This window comes from Nostoc sp. (assembly GCF_036919815.1).
In the GTDB taxonomy this organism is placed as follows: Bacteria; Cyanobacteriota; Cyanobacteriia; order Cyanobacteriales; family Nostocaceae; genus Nostoc.
Genome location: NZ_JBALCE010000073.1, coordinates 1 through 19,491, shown reverse-complemented (window position 1 = coordinate 19,491; position 19,491 = coordinate 1). Strand labels below are relative to the sequence as shown.

Here is a 19,491-nt window from a genome sequence, read left to right as displayed (position 1 = left end):
GATTTGCGATTTTAGATTAAAAGTCTTTTTATTCAGTCGTCTTTAGACGAGTTTAGTTATTAGTCTCAGAATGAATTATGAGGCAGTTCTTAGGACTGATACAATATAATATCTCAGTTATATTTCAACATTCTCCCATGACCAAAGTCACCAGGGCGCTGGAGATTTGATCAAGGGGAAGAATAAAATCTATGTTGCCAGTTTGAATTGCGGCGGAGGGCATCCCGGAAAATTCGGCGGTTTCTACGTCTTGGACAATGATAGTACCGCCCATTTTTTTAATCGCTTCGACTCCCATCGCGCCGTCGCTACCCGTTCCTGTTAGCACAATAGCGATCGCTCTGTCTTTGTAAGCGGCTGCAACTGATTCAAATAATAGATCAGCTGAAGGACGTAAAAAATGTACTAATTCCGACTGTGATAAGGAAAGTGTGCCGTCACTGTTAACCAACAGATGATGATTAGGTGGAGCAATGTAAGCCTTTCCTGGGGTAAGGCAATCTCCTTCTTCTGCCTGTTTGACACTAATATCCGTGCGCCGACTTAAAATTTCTGCCATGAACGAGCGGTGTTGGGGAGCGAGGTGTTGCACAATGGCGATCGCGGCTGTAAATTCTTTGGGTAGAGTCGATAGCACTTTAGTTAAAGCAGTCAGACCGCCTGCTGAGGCTGCGATCGCCACAATATCAAAGGCAGCATTAGTAAAGTAAGGTAGATGATTGTTGCCATCTTCTGCCATCTGAATCATGATTTTGCAGCTATGACTATCTAGGTAACTTCTTTTGTTACAAACAGCAATTAATAAATTTACAATTTTTTATCGTTGTTTAAATAAATTATACAGGATATTGGAATTCAGGATTTTTTTGCCTTACCTATCAAGTTTATGTCTTAATCTTCCTGCTCTAGAATGCGTTTCGCCTCTAAAAGTTGTTGCCTATGTTCCTCACTAACTGTCGGGTATTGCAGATTTAGTTCTTGTAATTTTGTGCAGATAATATTGGCCACTACCAGACGTGTAAACCATTTGCGATCGGCAGGAATAATATACCACGGTGCCCATTTAGTACTAGTAGAGTTGAAAACTTCTTCATAAGCATTCATATAATCATCCCAAAAAGCTCGTTCTTGGACATCGCTATCTGAAAACTTCCAATTTTTTTCAGGATATTCAATCCGTTCTAAAAAGCGTTTTTTCTGCTCTGATTTCGAGACATTTAAAAAAAACTTCAGGATAATTACACCATTGTTTACCAAATGTTTTTCAAACTTATTGATTTCTTCAAAGCGCTGTTTCCATATCTTCTTTCCTTCAGGTAAGTGGGGAAGTTGTTGTTTCTGAAGTATTTCTGGATGGACACGAACCACAAGCACTTCTTCATAATATGAACGGTTGAATATCCCAATTCGGCCTCTTTCTGGCAAAGCTTTCGTTGTTCGCCATAGGTAGTCATGGTCTAATTCTTCTGCACTGGGACTCTTAAAACTAAACACCTGAAATCCTTGTGGGTTTACACCAGAGGTCACGTGTTTAATTGTGCTATCTTTGCCAGCAGCATCCATTGCCTGAAAAATAATCAGCAAGGCATAAGTATTTTGAGCATAGAGAATATTTTGATAATTTGCTAGTCGTTCAATATCTGCCTGTAATTTGCTTGCAGCATCAGTTTTTTCATGAAAATCGGTCTTATAGGCTGGGTCATAGTTTTTTTTCAGAGAAATCTTTGAACCTGGTGGAACAATGAAAGCATCGTGATTCATGTATAAAATTTCCTAACGGCTGTTTATACCGAAGCACATTTTGAAGTGCTAATGTCTAAAAGTTATGATTTATTAATTAAATAATTTTAACTCATCTTACGACTACGAAAACATTGCTTGTCTGACGACACGCTGCCTTGACGCTCGTTTTCTTGAATTGCCGTGGGAAATCGAAGTCATTAGTACTTACTACTTACGCACCAGTTACGGAATAACGTAGACGCAAACACGAGTGCGTCTCGTAGAGAAACGCAAAGCTACATAGGGTAGGGGCAATACCCTGCGGTCAGCTAAAGCTACATGAATTGCCCCTACCTAAAAATCATTCTTTTCGGCTATTGTTTGCGTAAGTCCTGGAGGTAAAGAAGATAAATTTAAAACTGATTCACCTATCAAAACTTTTGCGACAGACCACTAGTACTAATGACTCAATCGGCTAGGGTATTATGAACTCTCAATTATTCGTCCATCTCTTTTAATGTCGCTAATGCCGATGGCGATAAACGACTTAGATAGCGGAATATCCAGTATTTAAAAATAGTGTTTAAAATCACCGGAAATGTCGCAATAAAGAAAAAGATTGCATTTCTAGTGGCTGGCAGACCTAAATGTTCTGCAAACCCCTCAAGAATGACCTCCCATCCATCTGGTGAGTGAAATCCTACAAATATATCTGTAAACAGAATAATCAAAAAAGCTTTAGCACTATCACTCAGACCAGAGACAATGGTATCCATAAAAGACTTGAGAATCACAATTTCTCTTTTGCTCAGAGCGATGATTATACCAAAAGAAAATAGTGAGATTAAATCTGCAAAAACATTGCTAAGAGCGCTACTACTTTTAATGTGAAATCCCTCAGCTATTTCCATTGCTTTGTCTTTAATTTTTTCTTTTATTACCTCTGAATCTAGTGGAGGTGCTTGCTTGAGTAAATATTCAAATCTCAATCCTTGCTCAAAATTATGTAATTCCAGGAGAGCTTCTTTTTCCAGATCAGAATTGATGAAAATTTGAATTGGATTATCTCCTCTAATCCTTTCTAATACGGGAATTACTAAAAAATATTTAGATAAGTTTTGAGCTAAAAGGGGTACAATAATTAGAGTTATTAAAAATCTCAGAGCAATTCTTGTCCTATTTCGAGAATTTCGGTAATTCCTGATAAATTCTTCTTCTGTCTGCGGGGCAAAATCTGCTTTAATTCTATTAACTGTTTTGCCTATAGACCTCGGAAAGGCTCCAGTTGTTTGAGATGGAGATGTTGATTTAATATCATTAATATTAGATAACTCTGGCTGTTTATTGATTTTGCTCCGCTTAATTTGTCTGGCTTCAGAAGTTGATAGTAATCCGCTATGATCAATTACTTTATCTTTGATAGCGTACTTCTCTACAACTTCATCAATAATCTTCAGCTTTTCTAATAAAACAGAATTAGATATATTGACAATTCCCCGACTAAGCTGAAATTCTGCAAGTCTGACCTTGATAATAGTTAAATTTTTATCAAGGTATCCTTGCCAGTAAGACATCACGGTTTCAGTATATTTTACTGATTCTAAAGATATTTTTTTGTTATCAAAATGTTCTCTCTCAATATTTTTAATTCTTTGAGCTGCTTGTTGAGCTTCTAAGAGTGCCCTTTCTGGTGTATCTAAAAACCAATTGTTAAGCGATCGCAAATATTCTTTGATATTTTGGCGAACTAAATTTGCTGTTTTGGCGAATGAATCTCTCATACATATATGACTCTTTATATAATGTGTATTATAGTTATAAAAACCGGAAAAAAGTCGTGTATCCGATTTTTGTCACAGAAAATTAACTATGAGAAATTACTTGTTTTCACTACTATGAAGAATGTATGTAAATAATGTAACACGCTCCCAGATTATAGTTTACAGCTTGATATAGCAGGCTTTGTCATGCCTCACCCTGTTAAGATTTTTTAGCCTTATTTAGAAAAATTGTCAAGAAACTAAAATAGATATATCTTGACTTAGTTTCAGTAAGCTTGTCTAACAAGTAGAACTTGAGGATTTTTGATGACAAATATAGCGCTTATCGGGCTTTGTGAGGTACAAGAACCCCACCCCCAACCGCCTCCCCGCTCTTCGAGAGGGGCTATGATCTACCTCATGTGATTAGGAAACGCTATAAAGTATCCTTATTCTGTCCCTTGTTATAAAACTCGCCAGATGATCATCTGATGCTATATCGGCACAAATAAGAGTTGGTAACAACCGCAAGTAAAAAATCGGAACCCAGAATTTATTGGCAATATGAAACTCAGTCTGTGCATGATTGTGAAAAACGAAGCAGCAACACTGCCCAAATGCCTGAACAGTGTCAGAAAAGTAGTGGATGAAATGGTAGTCTTGGATACAGGCTCAATCGATCGCACTCCCAATATTGCCCAACAACTCGGTGCAAAAGTCCATCATTTTAAATGGTGTAATGACTTCAGTGCTGCCCGGAATGCCGCTCTAAAATATGTTAGTGGTGATTGGATTTTGGTATTAGATGCTGATGAAACTCTGACACCAGCAATTGTACCGCAGTTGCGAGAGGCGATCGCTAGAGACGAATACCTGCTGATCAACCTCGTCCGCCAGGAAGTTGGTGCAGAACAATCTCCCTATTCTCTGGTTTCCAGGCTATTCCGCAATCATTCAGATATTCATTTTGACCGTCCTTACCATGCCTTGGTAGATGATAGTGTGTCAGCAATTTTAACCAAAGAACCCCATTGGCAAGTAGGTTATTTACCAGGGGTGGCACTTTTACACACAGGATATCAAAAAAGTGCGATCGCTCAAAATAACAAATATGCCAAAGCAGCTACCGCCATGTCAGGCTTTCTTGCTACTCATCCTGATGATCCCTATGTTTGCAGTAAATTAGGGGCATTGTATGTGGAAACTGGGAAAATTTCCCAAGGTATGGAGTTGCTGAGACGAGGAATCACTGCGGCTGAAGAAAACTACGATATTTTATATGAACTCCACTATCATTTAGGCATTGCCTACAGTCGATTGCAAAAATCCCCACAGGCTATTTCGCACTATCAAGCTGCGATCAAATTGCCAATTTACCCGATGCTCAAATTAGGAGCATACAACAACTTGGGTAACTTACTCAAAGCAGCAGGAGATTTCAACGGTGCAAAAACTGCTTACGCCACAACTTTAAAAATTGACCCGACTTTTGTTGTTGGACATTATAATTTAGCGATGATATTTAAGGCTTTGGGTTTATTTACAGACGCGATCGCATATTATCAAAATGCAATCCGGTTAAATCCCAACTATGCTGAAGCCTATCAAAATTTAGGGGTAGTGTTGCTGAAAGTTGGCAATCATCAAGATAGTTTAACAGCTTTTAGAAAAGCGATCGCCCTTCATGAAAGGTATAATCCCGAAGAGGCCAAAAGACTACGCCAGGGGTTGCGGGAGATGGAGTTGATGTAGAAGTATTTCAATCTTAAATTTTTAAGTGCGAAATGTGCGCTGATATCTTGCACCATTCTCGATTAACACCATCTCCCGCCCAGAAATAAATTTCTGTTTCTTAGAGCTTGTTTTAAAAGTGGTTTGCTGTGATTTTAGGTACTTATTGATCCCCCCTAACCCACGCCAGTCGCTCCACTTGGGGAGACCCCAAGACCGCGCTGGCTCCCCTTAAAAAGGGGGGAACCGAAATCAAAGTCCCCCTTTTTAAGGGGGATTTAGGGGGATCTAGAACTTTTTACTACCGATAAGAGGACTTTTCAAACATCCTCTTATAGCGAAAGTCCATTTCAATGGACTGAAATCTTTTCTCAGTCATCTTTAGATGACTTTCGCTATTAGCCTAGTAATTCATTACTAGGCGGTTGTTGGAACTGGTGCAAGATTTAAGTTATAAACCATTAAAAATATTGCGGTTTTCTCCTCATAAAGATGGTTTAACCGCAATTAGACTACATAATATTTAATGGATCTACATCAATTGTCAAACTAACAGATGGCGGACAAAGCGATCGCACTTCTTCCCAATCTGGCAATTTTGGCAATGCATCCGGGGCAAATTTAATCAATATCTGCCAGCGATAACGATTAGCTACTCGTAAAATACTCGCTGGTGCTGGGCCTAATATCTCAAATTCTTCTTCTGTACTCAAGGCTGTAGCAATAATTTGCGCCGTATTTTGCACTTGAATCGCGTCAAGACTACTTAAACGCAATAAAATTAACCGTCCATAAGGGGGATAATTGAGTGCTTGGCGTTGTTCTAATTCAGCTTCAGAGAAAGACAGATAATCGTGCGATCGCACTGCTGCAATTACCTGATGCTCTGTAGTATAAGTCTGCACAATTACTCTACCCGGATCATCGCCTCTCCCAGCACGTCCAGCTACCTGAGTCAAGGTTTGAAATGCCCGTTCACTGGCGCGATAGTCTGATAAATTTAGCAATCCATCGGCAGCAACGACGCCCACAAGTGTTACCTGTGGTAAATCTAAACCTTTGGTAAGCATTTGCGTTCCTACTAATAAATCTGCTTCGCCGTTGGCAAATTGGGTGAGTAGAGTCCGGTGTGAACCTTTGTTGCGGGTGGTATCGCTATCAAAACGAATCAAGCGCAACTCTGGGAACTGTCGCACTAATTCCTGCGTGACTCGTTGAGTACCGCTACCGAAAAATTTTAGGTAAGGGGAACTACAATCAGGGCAGAATTTAGGATGCGATCGCGCATAGTTACAGTAATGACAACGCAGTAATTCCGGCGCTTTTTCTTCGGTGTGGTGATATGCCAGCGATACATCACAGTGCGGACATTCCAACACATATCCACAACTGCGGCAAGATACAAAAGTACTGTGTCCCCGACGATGAATAAATAAAATTCCCTGTTGTTTTCTCTCTTGCAACTGTTGCAAAGCTGCTTGCAGCGATCTACTAAATATAGAGCGATTTCCCTGCTGCAACTCTTGCCGCATATCGACTATTTCCACCGGCGGTAAAGGGCGGGAATTGATACGTTCGGGCAAACTTAAGTAATGAGTGCTGAGTGCTGTTAGCGGTAGCGGGGCGTTTAGCCCGTGCTGAGTGTTGAGTGCGAAGTGAGGAGTGCTGAGTGAGGAGTTGAAATTTATTTCTTGTCCCCCCTCTCTGCTTGCGGAGGGGGGGCTAGGGGGTGAGGTTCTGACCCTTACCCAACTCTCCAAGGAAGGCGTAGCGGAACCCAACACTAAGGGACAATTTTCTAATTCTGCTCGCCATTGGGCAACGCTGCGGGCGTGGTAGGTAGGAATGGGCGAGTCTTGTTTAAAGCTGCTGTCGTGTTCTTCATCTAAAATGATTAAACTCAATTTAGGTAAAGGGGCGAAAACGGCGCTACGGGTACCAATAACAACTTGGGGTTCTCCTGTGAGCATTTGCCGCCAAGTGTCATAACGTTCACCATCGGAAAGGGCGCTGTGATAGACGCTGACTTTATTACCAAAGCGGGCGCGAAAACGATCAGTTAGCTGGGGTGTGAGTCCAATTTCTGGGACTAAGACAAGGGCGGATTTGCCTTGGTTGAGGAGAGGTGCGATCGCTTGCAAATATACTTCGGTTTTTCCCGAACCTGTTACTCCATGCAACAAAACTTCAGCAAATCCATCTAGTCTCTGGATTGTTTCTAAGGCGCTAGCTTGGGCAGCAGTTAAGCATTTAGCACCATCACCTACTAATTGTGGACCCTGTTCTGTTCGCAATACTTCGCGTTCTTCGATGACGATGTAACCCTTTTGTACCAAAGTCTTCAGGATAGAGGAACTAGCATTGCAAATTACCAGTAATTCATTTTGCCACAACTCACCACCACGCCGTCGTAGTACTTCCAAAATTTCTCGTTGGCGAGTAGTTAACTCGTGATCGATTGTAGCTATCAGCGTGACTGCTTTTTGCAGTTTTGGTCGAGTTAGCCGTGGTGGTTCTAAATAGCTTTCTACTAAACCAAATCGTAACAACTCCCGAATTCCCCGATAAGCAGATTTGACTTTTTGTTGGAGGTAGGCGAAACTGTAGTTTCCCGCCGGCTGCCCTTGTAAAAGTTCCCAAATTTGCCGCGCAGTTGGAGTCAGAAAAGCTGAAGGATTGCCAGATGTAAGTAAATAATTACTTTCGTTTTCTCCTGTGCCTCTAATGATGCGGATACGACGTTGCGATCGCCCCAGCAACCCTGGTGGTAAAGCAACCCGGATCACTTGAATCAGGGGCGTATAGTAATATGCAGCGACTCGATTGAGTAATTCCCAATAAGCACTTGGGAAAAATCCAACGCTGACTATATCTTCTACTTCCCGGATTTTTTCTGGTGGTAAATCGACATTTGGTTGTGCCAGTAACCGAATAGCGATCGCTCCTAATTGTTGTGCCCCAAATGGCACGCTCAAAATATCCCCTGGTTTTATTTCTAACTGGGCTGGCAATCGATAAGTAAATAGTCCTGTACTTCCTGGACAGTCTACCAGTACTTCAACCCACCTATTAAGAGTTGCACCCGACTGGTACGATTCACTAGGCTCGGCCACCACTAAAGGAGAGAAATTTACTTGATTAATATACATAGTTGCTGACTTTATAGTTTAACATTTTACTCACATAGCTGGTCAAAATTAACCTAGCCAATTAAACTCTAACTTTTTCTTTTCTTAGACTTAAATGGTATTTCTCAATACTGTTATCCTTCATAATACTTGATAAGTTTCCTCTTATGTAATCTACTAGACAATCTCGCCTCTTCTATACGTGCAATAAATATTTGATGCCCATTATACAAATAAAAGTATGCCCAATCTTGCTGCAACAGTTGCTCTATCTACTAATTAGGGAGTAGTCTTTTTCCGCCTATCGATAGATATTCAACCCTTTCTGTATATGAGATTATTTTATACAAATAAGATCATCCCAAAATTAAGCTGCCATTGTTGTAATTTTTATCATCTAGGTAACTTTTAATCGGCAATGCATAACCCCAACATCAGATTTTCGATTTATCCAGTGATTTTCAACGCCTAAACATTAAAATTATTTAGAAAAATATATGAAAGTTTAAGAAATTGGGATGATTAGCTGAGATTTTTATATTTGTTAAGGTTGAGAAAGTTTGAGGAGGATTTGACATATTTGATAATTCCGAAAAAAATGAAGAATAGATATGTTGGTTGTAAGCCTGAAAAGAAAGTTTTGTTGGGTGTCAAGGCCAGTTTAGTTATAGGTTGTATCTAACCGTAACCTATAGTTGGTAGGTAGATACAGATTTTTATTTCTGAAGATAAATTAGCAGAAGCTTGAATTTCGCTATATAAACGGGTGCATTCGTCCCTTAGGGAAAACTACCAAGCCTCAAACGAGTAGCTGTAAGTAAATTAGGTACAAAACAAAACAACAATCCCTAAAGGAAACTATGAATATTGTTGAATTGGGAAAAATGGAAATACTGGAGAACACTGCTGATAGTGAAGAACCATCACTCGAAAATTTAGATGCTGTAGCAGATCAAGAATCTCCAATTGTAGTAGAAAATCCCGAATCAGACGAACGGGATGGAGATGACATGGCGGCGGCTCGTCCTTCGGGATACAATAAAACCGAACATGATGATGCTGTAGGCGCATTTTTTAAAGAAATGGCGCGTTATCCGCTTCTAAAACCTGATGAAGAGGTAGAGTTAGCGCGGCGAGTCAGGTTTTTAGAAGAAGTTAGGGAATTACAAGCTGCTTTACAATTAAAACTGGGACAAGAACCTAGCAAGCTAGAAGTGGCTTCTGAGCTAGAAATGACGGAAAAGCAATTAGAAAGTCGCTTGTATCAAGGTAGAGTAGCGAAACGCAAAATGATTCGCTCGAACTTGAGATTGGTAGTTTCTATTGCCAAGCGATATCTAAATCGGGGAGTGCCTTTTCTGGATTTAATTCAGGAAGGAGCAATGGGTTTAAATCGCGCTACAGAAAAGTTCGATCCCGATAAAGGATATAAGTTTTCTACTTACGCCTATTGGTGGATTAGACAAGCGATTACCAGGGCTATAGCTAATGATGCGCGGACAATTCGGCTACCTATTCATATTGTTGAAAAGCTTAATAAGCTGAAAAAAGCCCAACGAGAACTTAAACAAAAACTCTGTCGTAATCCCACCGAAGGGGAAATGGCAGAAGCTTTGGAAATTAGTGTGCAACAATTACGCCAGCTACAACAACTACGGCGTCAAGCACTTTCTCTCAACCACCGCGTCGGTAAAGAAGAAGACACGGAATTGATGGATTTGCTAGAAGATGAAGATAACCTGTCTCCAGAAGCAAAAATGAATGAAAACATGATGCGTCAGGAGATTTGGGAAGTCTTGGGTGACGTATTAACTCCACGAGAGAAAGATGTTATTTCTCTGCGCTATGGTTTGACAACCAGCGAACCCTGTACTTTAGAAGAAGTTGGCAATATGTTCAATCTTTCTCGTGAGCGAGTGCGACAAATTCAAAGCAAAGCTATGCGAAAATTGCGGCGTCCCCACATTGCTAAACGTTTAAAAGGTTGGTTGATTTAATTACATTGATCAAGGTAGACTGATCTAATTAGCTCCACTAACGAATATCGATCAAATAAAGCGCAAAACTTGAAATTTCGTAGGGGAGCCAGTGCCTTGCGGAGGTTCCCGACGTTCAAAGAGTCTCTATCCGTTGTAGCAAATTTATCTGTATATTTCTTGAGCTTCACATACTGCAAGTTGCAAAAACAGGGCGTTTTGTACCTTTTTTTAGCTTTTGTTTAGTCATTACTTAAAAAAAATTGCCCAGTTGCCTATAGACTATGGACTATGAACTATGGACTATAGACTAATGACTTCGCCTAGCAATTTGATTGTACGTTTTGCTGAACCGGCCGATCACAGCGTACTGTTTAAATTAATTCAGGGACTTGCAGAGTATGAAAAATTATCTCATGCTATTACTGGCAATGCTCTGGCACTTAAAGAACATTTATTTGGTTCACGGAGGTATGTAGAGGCAATTTTAGCAGAATCTGCGGGTCAAGCTGTTGGTTTTGCCCTATTTTTTCATAATTATTCAACATTTCTGACGAAGCCAGGAATTTATCTAGAAGATTTATTTGTTTTACCAGAATATCGCCGGCTCGGTATTGGTAAGGCTCTGCTTACTAAAGTAGCCCAAATAGCTATAGAACGTGATTGTGGGCGGTTAGAGTGGAGTGTGTTGGATTGGAACGAATCAGCCCAAGCATTCTACCGTAGTATGGGAGCATCTATATTAGATGATTGGCGAATTTGTCGTGTTACAGAAGATGCACTTGTTCAGTTAGGGGCTGTCAAGTAAATAACAAAGGATGAAATTTAAAGGATAAAACAGCATAATTTTCATCTTTTATATTTCATTGTTCAAATAAATTTGCATTATGATCATAGACGTAGATACTTTCGCAAAGCGTCTCGTAGAGAAGCAGTTGCCAGATATCGCTCTCTACTAACAACCCTAAATTTACAGCTATTTTCACGTAAATAGACCACGCTATATCCCGACAACAAATGTGGTTAAAATAAATGAAAATTCCTGTAAAAACCGAAGATTAAAAATCCCGAAACTTTAATAAACTGAAGTTTGACAGCTTGTCATTTGACTATGGCAACGTCTCAACTGACAATTATGGAAGATATTGCACAGGGAACACGAAATGAAAAAAATTATTACCGTGATGCTGTTAGGCATAGCAATCTTCACCTTTGTCTTCAGTAGTCCAGCATTGGCAGCAGATGCTGTTAGTGGAGCTAAAGTATTTAGTGCCAATTGTGCCTCTTGTCACGCCGGAGGTAAGAATCTGGTTCAAGCGCAAAAAAACCTGAAGAAGGACGCTTTGGAAAAGTATGGTTTGTACTCAGCAGAGGCGATTATTGCCCAAGTTACAAAAGGTAAAAATGCCATGCCCGCCTTCGGAAGTCGCTTGAAACCTAACCAAATTGAAGATGTAGCGGCTTATGTGCTTTCACAAGCAGATAAGGACTGGAAGTAGACTAAAATCTAACTTCAAAAATTAACAATTTGCGGGGCTTTTTGTCCCGCTAATTTTAGGGTTGCCGAAATTGTCAAATAGGATGTTTATGACTGGTTTCTGGCGATTATTTCTCAGTGTAATTATTGCTTTATATTTCATTTGTTTGACTCCATCCGCACATTCATCACCAATTTTAATTACGCAAATTACAGCTGGTGATTTATTGGAGTTGGGTGTAGATAAGATGCGGCATGGTAATTATCAGCAAGCAATAGAGAATTTCAACCAGGCGATTGAACTTAAGAAAGATTTTGCTGTAGCTTATAGCGATCGCGCTCTTGCATATCTCAAATTACAAGATTACCATCAAGCGATCGCAGATTGTACTCAAGCAATAAATTTTGCACCGGATAATTTTGAGGCTTATCTGAACCGGGGAGTCGCACTCTACAGACAAGGGGATTATCCAGCTGCCATTGTCGATCATAATCGAGCGATCGCACTTAAACCCGATGATTTTCGAGCTTACTACAACCGAGGGCTAGCCCGTGCTGGGGATGGGAAAGACTTTGAGGCAATTGTTGACTTTAATTTAGCCCTAACTCAAATCCCCCAAATAAGCAGCTTACTGCTTGCAGATATCTACAATGACCGAGGTTTGGCGCATTTTGTCTTGCAAGATACCCAAGCAGCTATGCTTGACTTTAATCTCGCAATTCGTCTCAATGCTAACGATAATAGAGCGTACTTTAACCGGGGTTGTGTTTGTGGACAAAATGGAGATGACTTTGGTGCAGTGCGTGATTTTTCCCAAGTCATCAGACTTAACCCCAGTAATGCCCAGGCTTATGTTAATCGGGGAGTAGCTCGTTATCGCTTAGGATATCATTTAGAAGCGATGTCTGATTTACAAAAAGCATCTGAGTACTTTGAAAACCAAGGAAAGAGAGTTGCCTACGAAAAAACTCTAGATTTACTGAAGAGTTTGCGACAACAAATTTCGTTTGCAACTGAAATCGCTCTTTTCTAACACCGTAAGAGGATGTTTGAGAAGTATTAGGCGAATATAATTCGCTACTATACAAACTTAGTTTGCGTGGGCGGACTAAGTTAAAATCAAGGTTTTGCCTCGTGTAGACGCGGTTTGTAACTGCCCTTTTAAGCTGAGTTGACACCAATAAGCAATGTTTCCTACCAACGTATTTGTATCATTATTAAAGTGAAACAGTTTTAGATAAGAGCGGTAAATTTTGAAGCGAGATTGAACCCATAGCTGATGTTTCAGATAAAAGTCGGATCGCGGCAAAATATCTATATTGTCAGATTTCATTTTAATATTCTTGTGTAATGGTATCTTACTTGATAGCTAATAGCTTTCCATATTGCCCAGCTTCTATCCCAGATTACTGTGTATAAATATGCTAGAAACTAAATCAAGTCCTCATACACATACAGACACATCAACCAAAGCTGATACCTTGACTGGCTCTGTTGTCTCCTCTTCTGCTTCTCAGGAAATCTACGATGTTGTAGTGGTTGGCGCTGGGCCTATTGGGTTAGCAACTGCTATTGGCTTACGTAAACGTGGTATTGAAAATATCCTTGTCATCGATCAAACTCGCGCCTTTCGTCAAGTTGGTCAGGGGTTGGATCTTCTCCCAAATGGATTAAAGGCTCTCAAATATTTAGATCCTAACGCCTACGAAGAAGTCAAAAAAACTGGACTTGATTTATTGAATCCCCAGCAGTCTAATGGCCAGAAAACTGTCGAACCTACTCAAGAGCAACAACCTTCAAAGAGTTCACCCCAATGGGTTTACAAAAATTTGCAGGGAGAGATAATTTGGTCAATCTCGCTTAGTTTTGATGACTGGTTTAAAGATTATGGCGAGGGTCGAGTGTCAATTTCTTGGTACAATTTGCAGACAGCCCTCAGACAGCTACTTCCCGAAGACCGAGTTAAAGCTAATCACCGTTGTATTAATATTGTGAATGAGCCGGAAAACGATTGTGTGCGGATAGATTGTGTATCTGACACTGAAGCCAACCCCTATGCTTATTGGGCAGAAGGGCAGAAACAGAATGATACACAGCCCCAGAAATCGGATGCTGCCCCCCAAGAACTAGCAACAAAATCGATTCGAGCTAAACTAATTGTTGCAGCAGACGGGATTAATTCTACAGTTCGTAGACTGCTTTACACAGATAGTCAATACCATGATTTTGCCCGACCTGAATACTCCGGGTTTGCAGCTATATTTTGTAGAGAAATACCTGACATAACAACCGAACTGCGGACGAAATTAGAAGAATATTTCTTTCAAGACTCACCAGTTGTAACAATCACTAATGATGAAATATCTGGAAATCCTGTTTGTAGAAATAACATCAGGATGATTTTATTTCGCAGACCAATTGGTGAACTAAGGTACGTGATACATCTTGCTTTGCCTTTGGACTTGTTGCAAGAAAAGTCTGAAAACTCTTTAATTGACTTAGCTCTCCAGGAGTTGGAGAAGGCGGGCTTTCCTGATGCACTTAAGCAATTAGTACGTATATCTCCTCCTGCCAAGATGCAGCAACGCCCATACTATATTCACCGCGCTACTATTTCAGATTCTGTACAAGTTCCTAGCACAATTGACCCCAATACTGAAGCTGATGCTGTCAAAATTCCACCAGCCTGGAGTGTAGGGCGAATCGTATTAGTTGGCGATGCTGCACATGGAATGCCTCCCTTCATGGGTCAAGGAGCTAATCAAGGATTTGAAGATGCACTGCTGATTGCAACACTAATCGCTAAAATTGCTGAGGAGAATAACTGGGATGATACGCAAGCTATAGCCACAGCCTTCGAGAAATATGAGTGTCTTCGTCGCCCATTGATGGCATACGTCCAAGAGATAACATTAAAACCGTCACCCTACTCCTCAGACAAAGAGTGGCAAGAATACGGACAACAGGTGTATTGTCGCAATTTCGATCAATTGATTGAGCAGAAGAGACGCGATTAATTGCGTCTGTACTTTGAAGAGACGCGATTAATCGCGTCTGTACAGGAGTTTGGAAGATAGTAATTTACCGCCTGTGAAAAATTTTGATTACAATGCAGATGTCCACTAGGCGGCGTGCTGTCTATTCACATAAATCCAGAAGATACTCAATGAGTAATCAATTAAAAGACTACAATCCTAGCGGCGTAGGTGAAGTAAATGGCAACCTCTTGGGTTTGCCCTGCGATTACGAGTCTGCAAACTTGGTTGTCTTTGGTGTGCCGTGGGAAGTCACTGTTTCCTATGGTGCAGGCACTGCTAATGCCCCACAGCGAATTCTTGATGCTTCGACTCAACTAGATTTGTTCGATTTTGATAATCCTGATGGTTGGAAGCAGGGAATTTTCATGGTGGAAATTTCCCAGGATATTGTAGAGAAGAACACATACTATCGCGTCTTGGCAGCAAAAATTATCGAGCGATTAGCCCAAGGTAAACAACTCTCAGATACACCAGATTTAACACCTGTGCTGACAGAAATTAATCAGGCTGGTGAACAGGTGAATCAATGGCTGTTTGAAAATTGTCAACAAGCAATTAATCATGGTAAGCGAGTTGCAGTCATTGGTGGAGATCACAGTTCACCGTTAGGTTATTTCCAAGCATTAGCGGCTAACTACCCAAACTATGGCATTTTGCACATTGATGCCCACGCAGATTTACGCGATGCCTATGAGGGATTTGAGTTTTCCCATGCGTCTATTATGTTTAATGCGATGAAAATACCGCAAATTTCTAAGTTAGTGCAGGTGGGTTTGCGTGATATTAGTCATGATGAAGTGGAAATGATTGACCAATCTAGCGATCGCATTATTGCTTATTATGACCCAGCTATTAAGCAAAAGCTTTACTCTGGAACAACTTGGATTGATTTATGCCGAGAAATTATCAGTCATTTACCTGAGTATGTTTACATTAGCTTTGATGCAGATGGTCTAGATCCAAAACTCTGTCCGAGTACAGGTACTCCTGTTCCCGGTGGGTTGGAATTAGAGCAAACTTTTTGTCTGTTCCGAGAATTGGTGAATAGTGGCAGAAAAATTATTGGCTTTGATATCTGCGAAGTCGGTGATGGTGAGTGGGATGGTAATGTTGGAGCGCGGGTAGTTTACAAGCTGGCAAATTTGATGGATTTATCTCAGCAGAAAACATAAACGATAAAATTTTGGCCGAGTGGCAATAATACTGAACTTAAGGCGATGACAATAGCAACTCCTCCGTCTCTCACCCTCGAAGAATTTCTCAAACTGCCGGAAACTAAGCCTGCTAGTGAGTTTATTGACGGTCAAATTTACCAAAAAACTATACCTGCTGGCAAACACTCTCGCCTGCAAGTCAAGTTTTGTGATGCTGTAAATCAAGTTGCAGAAACATCACAAATTGCCCTCGCCTTTTCAGAATTGCGCTGTAGCTTTGGTGGACGTTCTATTGTTCCCGATGCTGCTGTATTCATTTGGGAACGAATTCCTTTTGAAGCTGATGGCGAAGTACCCAATGCTTTTAAAATTTATCCCGACTGGACTATTCGTAATTCGTAATTCGTAATTCGTAATTCGTAATTCGTAATTCGTAATTCGTAATTGGAACACGAGTTGTCGAGTAAAAAGGGCGATTGCTCGACCTCTGAACTCGGAAGTTGCACCTTTGAACACGAGTTGTCGAGTAAAAAGAGCGTTGGCGCAGCCCGCCGCAGGCATCGTTTGACCTCTGAACTCGAAGCTTGCACCTTTGAACACGAGTTGTCGAGTAAAAAGAGCGATGGCTCGACCTTTTATCCTCGCACTTGCAGCTTTGACCCTAATCATTTGAGTTTTGAACTGGAAGCTTGCACCTTGGAACACAAATTGTCGAGTAAAAAGGGTGATGTTTCTACCTGTCAACCTCGGCAATAGTCTAGTTTTACTCATCTAGACGGAGTGCGATCGCATTCAGCAATTCCTCAAAGTCTGATTCGCTGTGAATATCACGAGTCAGCGTGTTCATATCTTTTAGCAGGTTAGTGAGTTCAGCGATCGTGTTGCGAATCTCGGTGTACTGGTCAATTTCTTCACGAAATCCCTGTAAATTAGCTGCACCAACTTCTCTCATACCTTTGTCTAAATCTTTAATTTCTTCTTCCCAATGCTTAATATATTTAAGTCTTGTAATAGGCTTATCAATTTGGGCATCTGCTAACACAATAGGGAAAATACGATCATAAAATTCCCCGTTTTTAGCAATTTGCACTAGCTCAAACATACAATTGGGAGATTTTAAATACTTATCACTAATAATTGCGATCGCACATTTACCGCGTCCAATCCGTTCCATAAAGGCTTTAATTAGTCTTTTGTAGCCCAACTCACTTTTGTCCCGGATGATTTTGATGCCTTTTGCCTGCAAACTCTGATCTAGTTGATTGACAAATTGCTCACTCTCTCCACCCCAAGCATAGGAGATGAAGATTTCCTTCTCGAACTCCATTACATATTGACTATTCATCTTGCTATCTCGTAACCGATGTGTCAATGATTCATCTCGCTTTCGCTCCAGTTCGCTTTGCAATTGTGCAACTTGAGGGTCGAGGGGGTCGAGTTCCCCATCTGCTCTAATGGTTTGGAACATGACATCATCAATTAACTTGCGGACATCTACCATTCCATAGCTTTTGTCGCACTCAATCTGGTAGCGGCCAGCATTCAAGCGGTTTTTGAGTGAGTTCAGAGAATAGGAATGAGGTGTCGGCAGGTTTTTGCAAGTCTCACAGTTACACGGAACTAGGGTTTGAGGTTGCAAACGTTCGTAAGAGTTGTGGATTTTTTCTAGTTCATGGGTGACAACAGCCATTAGTTCTTTTTTACGGTTTCCGGCTACACGGATTTGAATTTCCCGTTGATCGTAGTTTTCAATGACTTCTACACGAGTTTGGTCTTTGTTGAGAACAATGCCTGTTTTCCAAACGAGTTTTTGCTGTTCAATCCAAGGGTGCGTCTCGACAATAAAACGGGTGAGGATGCCTTTGGGCATGAAGTTATAGGTGTAGCGCAGGATGAGGTTGTGGCGATCGTCCCAAGTATAATCAGCTTTTTCAATAGAGAGCAATTGAGGCGCAATATAGGTGTCACGATGACCGGGAATTTCGTAGCAAAGCTTAAACCGCATCATTAATTGAAGTAGTTCATCTCGCATATCTGCATATTCGCCGTCTTGCCAAATATCTTTGAGGTCGTCCTTAGTAAAACAACCCAACTTTTTCTTAACATTATCATTGTCCAAAACTTTGTAAACAGCAGTAGTTCCCCATTCGGGTTTAAGGATAACGTAGTGTTTCAGTGTAGAATCGTCTTGAAAATGCAAGCAAACGCCGAGGTCATGGAGATAGTTGCTCAAGCGCAGCATATCTTTACGGTCTGTTAATTTATTAAGTCGGCAAAGGGTACAGTATTGTTCAAAGCTGATGTAGTTTGAGGAATAGTTCTCTAGCGCTGCTCTGACTCTTAACCAGAGTTTTGGTAGAGGTGTACCAACGTGGTCAAGATTGCTGATGTATAGCTGAATCGCGTCTTTAATCTCTGTTAAACCGCGATTAGTTTCTAAATTGGTTGCCAGTGTTTTCTCCAGATTGCTGAATTCTCCTCGTAACTGGCGCTCATTAACTGGGCAATCACGGTCTTGTTTTTCGTTTTTGATGATGATAACTGGACTCTTGTCGCTCAAGAGTTCGACAACCTTCAGCCACCAGTAAAAATCGGTGTTTTCTTTGCGAGTGTCGGCAACTAAAGCATAAAGCGATCGCTTGCTGAGGAAAAACTGATGGGTTTGGTGGTAGATTTCCTGACCGCCAAAATCCCAGATGTTAACGCGAAAATCTTTGCCATTTGGCTGTGTAAAGTGCCACTGGATCACCTCAATGCCTTGAGTTGATTCCTCATCTGGCTGGAGTTCGTAGGTTTCATCTGCAATTTTCTTGGCTAAAGAGGTTTTACCGGCTCCTCCTTCGCCAATAATTAAGAACTTTGCTTCGTAGAAGAGTTCTGTTTCGGCTGGGTCTTGCACTCGGAAATAGAAATCGAGAATTTCATTTACATCACCCGGATCTTCGGATAAATCCTTCGACCCCAAAATCTCTGGTGGAATGGGAACTGGGTTGCTACGAAGATCCAGCTTGTTCAGGTTGGTGAGTTGTCTGATTTCCGGTGGCAGACTGCTCAGGTGATTGTTGTAGAGGTTGAGCGATCGCAGGTTGGTGAGTTGCTTAATTTCCGGTGGCAAACTGCTCAGTTGATTGTTGTAGAGGTAGAGGGTTTGCAGGTTGGTGAGTTGTCTAAATTCCGTTGGTAGACTGCTCAGTTGATTACCGCTGAGGTTGAGCGTTTGCAGGTTGGTGAGTTGGACTATTTCCGGTGGCAGACTGCTCAGTTGATTGTAGCTGAGGTTGAGCGTTTGCAGGTTGGTGAGTTGGACTATTTCCGGTGGCAGACTACTCAGTTGATTGTAGCTGAGGTTGAGCGTTTGCAGGTTGGTGAGTTGGACTATTTCCGGTGGCAGACTGCTCAGTTGATTACCGCTGAGGTTGAGCGTTTGCAGGTTGGTGAGTTGGACTATTTCCGGTGGCAGACTGCTCAGTTGATTACCGCTGAGGTTGAGCGTTTGCAGGTTGG

14 protein-coding genes and 1 pseudogene are annotated in these 19,491 nt (G+C 41.1%); 9 read left to right on the top strand and 6 right to left on the bottom strand.

Features of this window, described 5'->3' with window-relative positions; translation table 11 throughout:
• Positions 1 to 124: 124 nt before the first annotated feature.
• The 3 genes from V7K15_RS17110 to V7K15_RS17100 form a co-directional block, all read right to left on the bottom strand.
• Positions 125 to 748 (bottom strand): chemotaxis protein CheB, encoded by a 624-nt coding sequence (locus V7K15_RS17110; protein ID WP_334906967.1) that lies wholly within the window; start codon positions 746 to 748, stop codon positions 125 to 127.
• A gap of 143 nt (positions 749 to 891) precedes the next feature.
• The gene (locus V7K15_RS17105) at positions 892 to 1,761 is read right to left on the bottom strand and encodes a polyphosphate kinase 2 family protein (RefSeq protein ID WP_334906965.1); all 870 of its coding nucleotides are present in this window, start codon (positions 1,759 to 1,761) and stop codon (positions 892 to 894) included.
• A gap of 458 nt (positions 1,762 to 2,219) precedes the next feature.
• On the bottom strand, positions 2,220 to 3,503 hold the full coding sequence (locus V7K15_RS17100) for a proton extrusion protein PcxA (protein ID WP_334906963.1): 1,284 nt from the start codon (positions 3,501 to 3,503) through the stop codon (positions 2,220 to 2,222).
• Positions 3,504 to 4,046: 543 nt separating this feature from the next.
• On the opposite strand from V7K15_RS17100, the gene V7K15_RS17095 reads away from it, so the two are divergent.
• A complete protein-coding gene (locus tag V7K15_RS17095; protein ID WP_334906961.1) occupies positions 4,047 to 5,234 on the top strand; it encodes a tetratricopeptide repeat protein in 1,188 nt (395 codons plus the stop codon).
• Between the two features lie 491 nt (positions 5,235 to 5,725).
• On the opposite strand, the gene priA is transcribed toward V7K15_RS17095, so the two are convergent.
• The gene (gene priA / locus V7K15_RS17090; RefSeq protein WP_334906959.1) at positions 5,726 to 8,362 is read right to left on the bottom strand and encodes a primosomal protein N'; all 2,637 of its coding nucleotides are present in this window, start codon (positions 8,360 to 8,362) and stop codon (positions 5,726 to 5,728) included.
• Positions 8,363 to 9,201: 839 nt separating this feature from the next.
• On the opposite strand from priA, the gene V7K15_RS17085 reads away from it, so the two are divergent.
• From V7K15_RS17085 to V7K15_RS17070, 4 genes are all read left to right on the top strand, one after another.
• Positions 9,202 to 10,338: an RpoD/SigA family RNA polymerase sigma factor gene (locus V7K15_RS17085; protein ID WP_334906957.1), complete on the top strand. Its 1,137-nt coding sequence runs from the start codon at positions 9,202 to 9,204 to the stop codon at positions 10,336 to 10,338.
• A 292-nt stretch (positions 10,339 to 10,630) separates the two neighbouring features.
• Positions 10,631 to 11,125, top strand: a complete 495-nt coding sequence (locus V7K15_RS17080) for a GNAT family N-acetyltransferase (RefSeq protein ID WP_334906955.1) — start codon at positions 10,631 to 10,633, stop codon at positions 11,123 to 11,125.
• A gap of 355 nt (positions 11,126 to 11,480) precedes the next feature.
• On the top strand, positions 11,481 to 11,816 hold the full coding sequence (gene petJ / locus V7K15_RS17075) for a cytochrome c6 PetJ (protein ID WP_334906953.1): 336 nt from the start codon (positions 11,481 to 11,483) through the stop codon (positions 11,814 to 11,816).
• A gap of 88 nt (positions 11,817 to 11,904) precedes the next feature.
• Positions 11,905 to 12,828, top strand: a complete 924-nt coding sequence (locus V7K15_RS17070) for a tetratricopeptide repeat protein (protein ID WP_334906951.1) — start codon at positions 11,905 to 11,907, stop codon at positions 12,826 to 12,828.
• A 75-nt stretch (positions 12,829 to 12,903) separates the two neighbouring features.
• On the opposite strand, the gene V7K15_RS17065 is transcribed toward V7K15_RS17070, so the two are convergent.
• A complete protein-coding gene (locus tag V7K15_RS17065) occupies positions 12,904 to 13,128 on the bottom strand; it encodes a hypothetical protein (protein ID WP_334906949.1) in 225 nt (74 codons plus the stop codon).
• 88 nt (positions 13,129 to 13,216) lie between these two features.
• Between V7K15_RS17065 and V7K15_RS17060 the strand changes: the two genes are divergently transcribed.
• The 4 genes and pseudogenes from V7K15_RS17060 (at position 13,217) to V7K15_RS17045 (ending at position 16,743) form a co-directional block, all read left to right on the top strand.
• Entirely contained in the window at positions 13,217 to 14,812 is a 1,596-nt protein-coding gene (locus V7K15_RS17060; RefSeq protein ID WP_334906947.1) for an FAD-dependent oxidoreductase, read from the top strand.
• Positions 14,813 to 14,961: 149 nt separating this feature from the next.
• Complete coding sequence (speB, locus tag V7K15_RS17055) at positions 14,962 to 16,005, top strand: agmatinase SpeB (protein ID WP_334906945.1); 1,044 nt, start codon at positions 14,962 to 14,964, stop codon at positions 16,003 to 16,005.
• Positions 16,006 to 16,050: 45 nt separating this feature from the next.
• A pseudogene (locus V7K15_RS17050) lies at positions 16,051 to 16,377 on the top strand (Uma2 family endonuclease); the annotation flags it as partial.
• A gap of 66 nt (positions 16,378 to 16,443) precedes the next feature.
• Positions 16,444 to 16,743, top strand: coding sequence for a hypothetical protein (locus V7K15_RS17045; RefSeq protein ID WP_334906943.1), 300 nt, complete (start codon positions 16,444 to 16,446; stop codon positions 16,741 to 16,743).
• A gap of 7 nt (positions 16,744 to 16,750) precedes the next feature.
• Here the strand turns inward: V7K15_RS17045 and V7K15_RS17040 are convergent.
• A partial coding sequence (locus V7K15_RS17040) for a COR domain-containing protein (RefSeq protein WP_334906941.1) occupies positions 16,751 to 19,491 on the bottom strand: 2,741 nt, incomplete at its 5' end.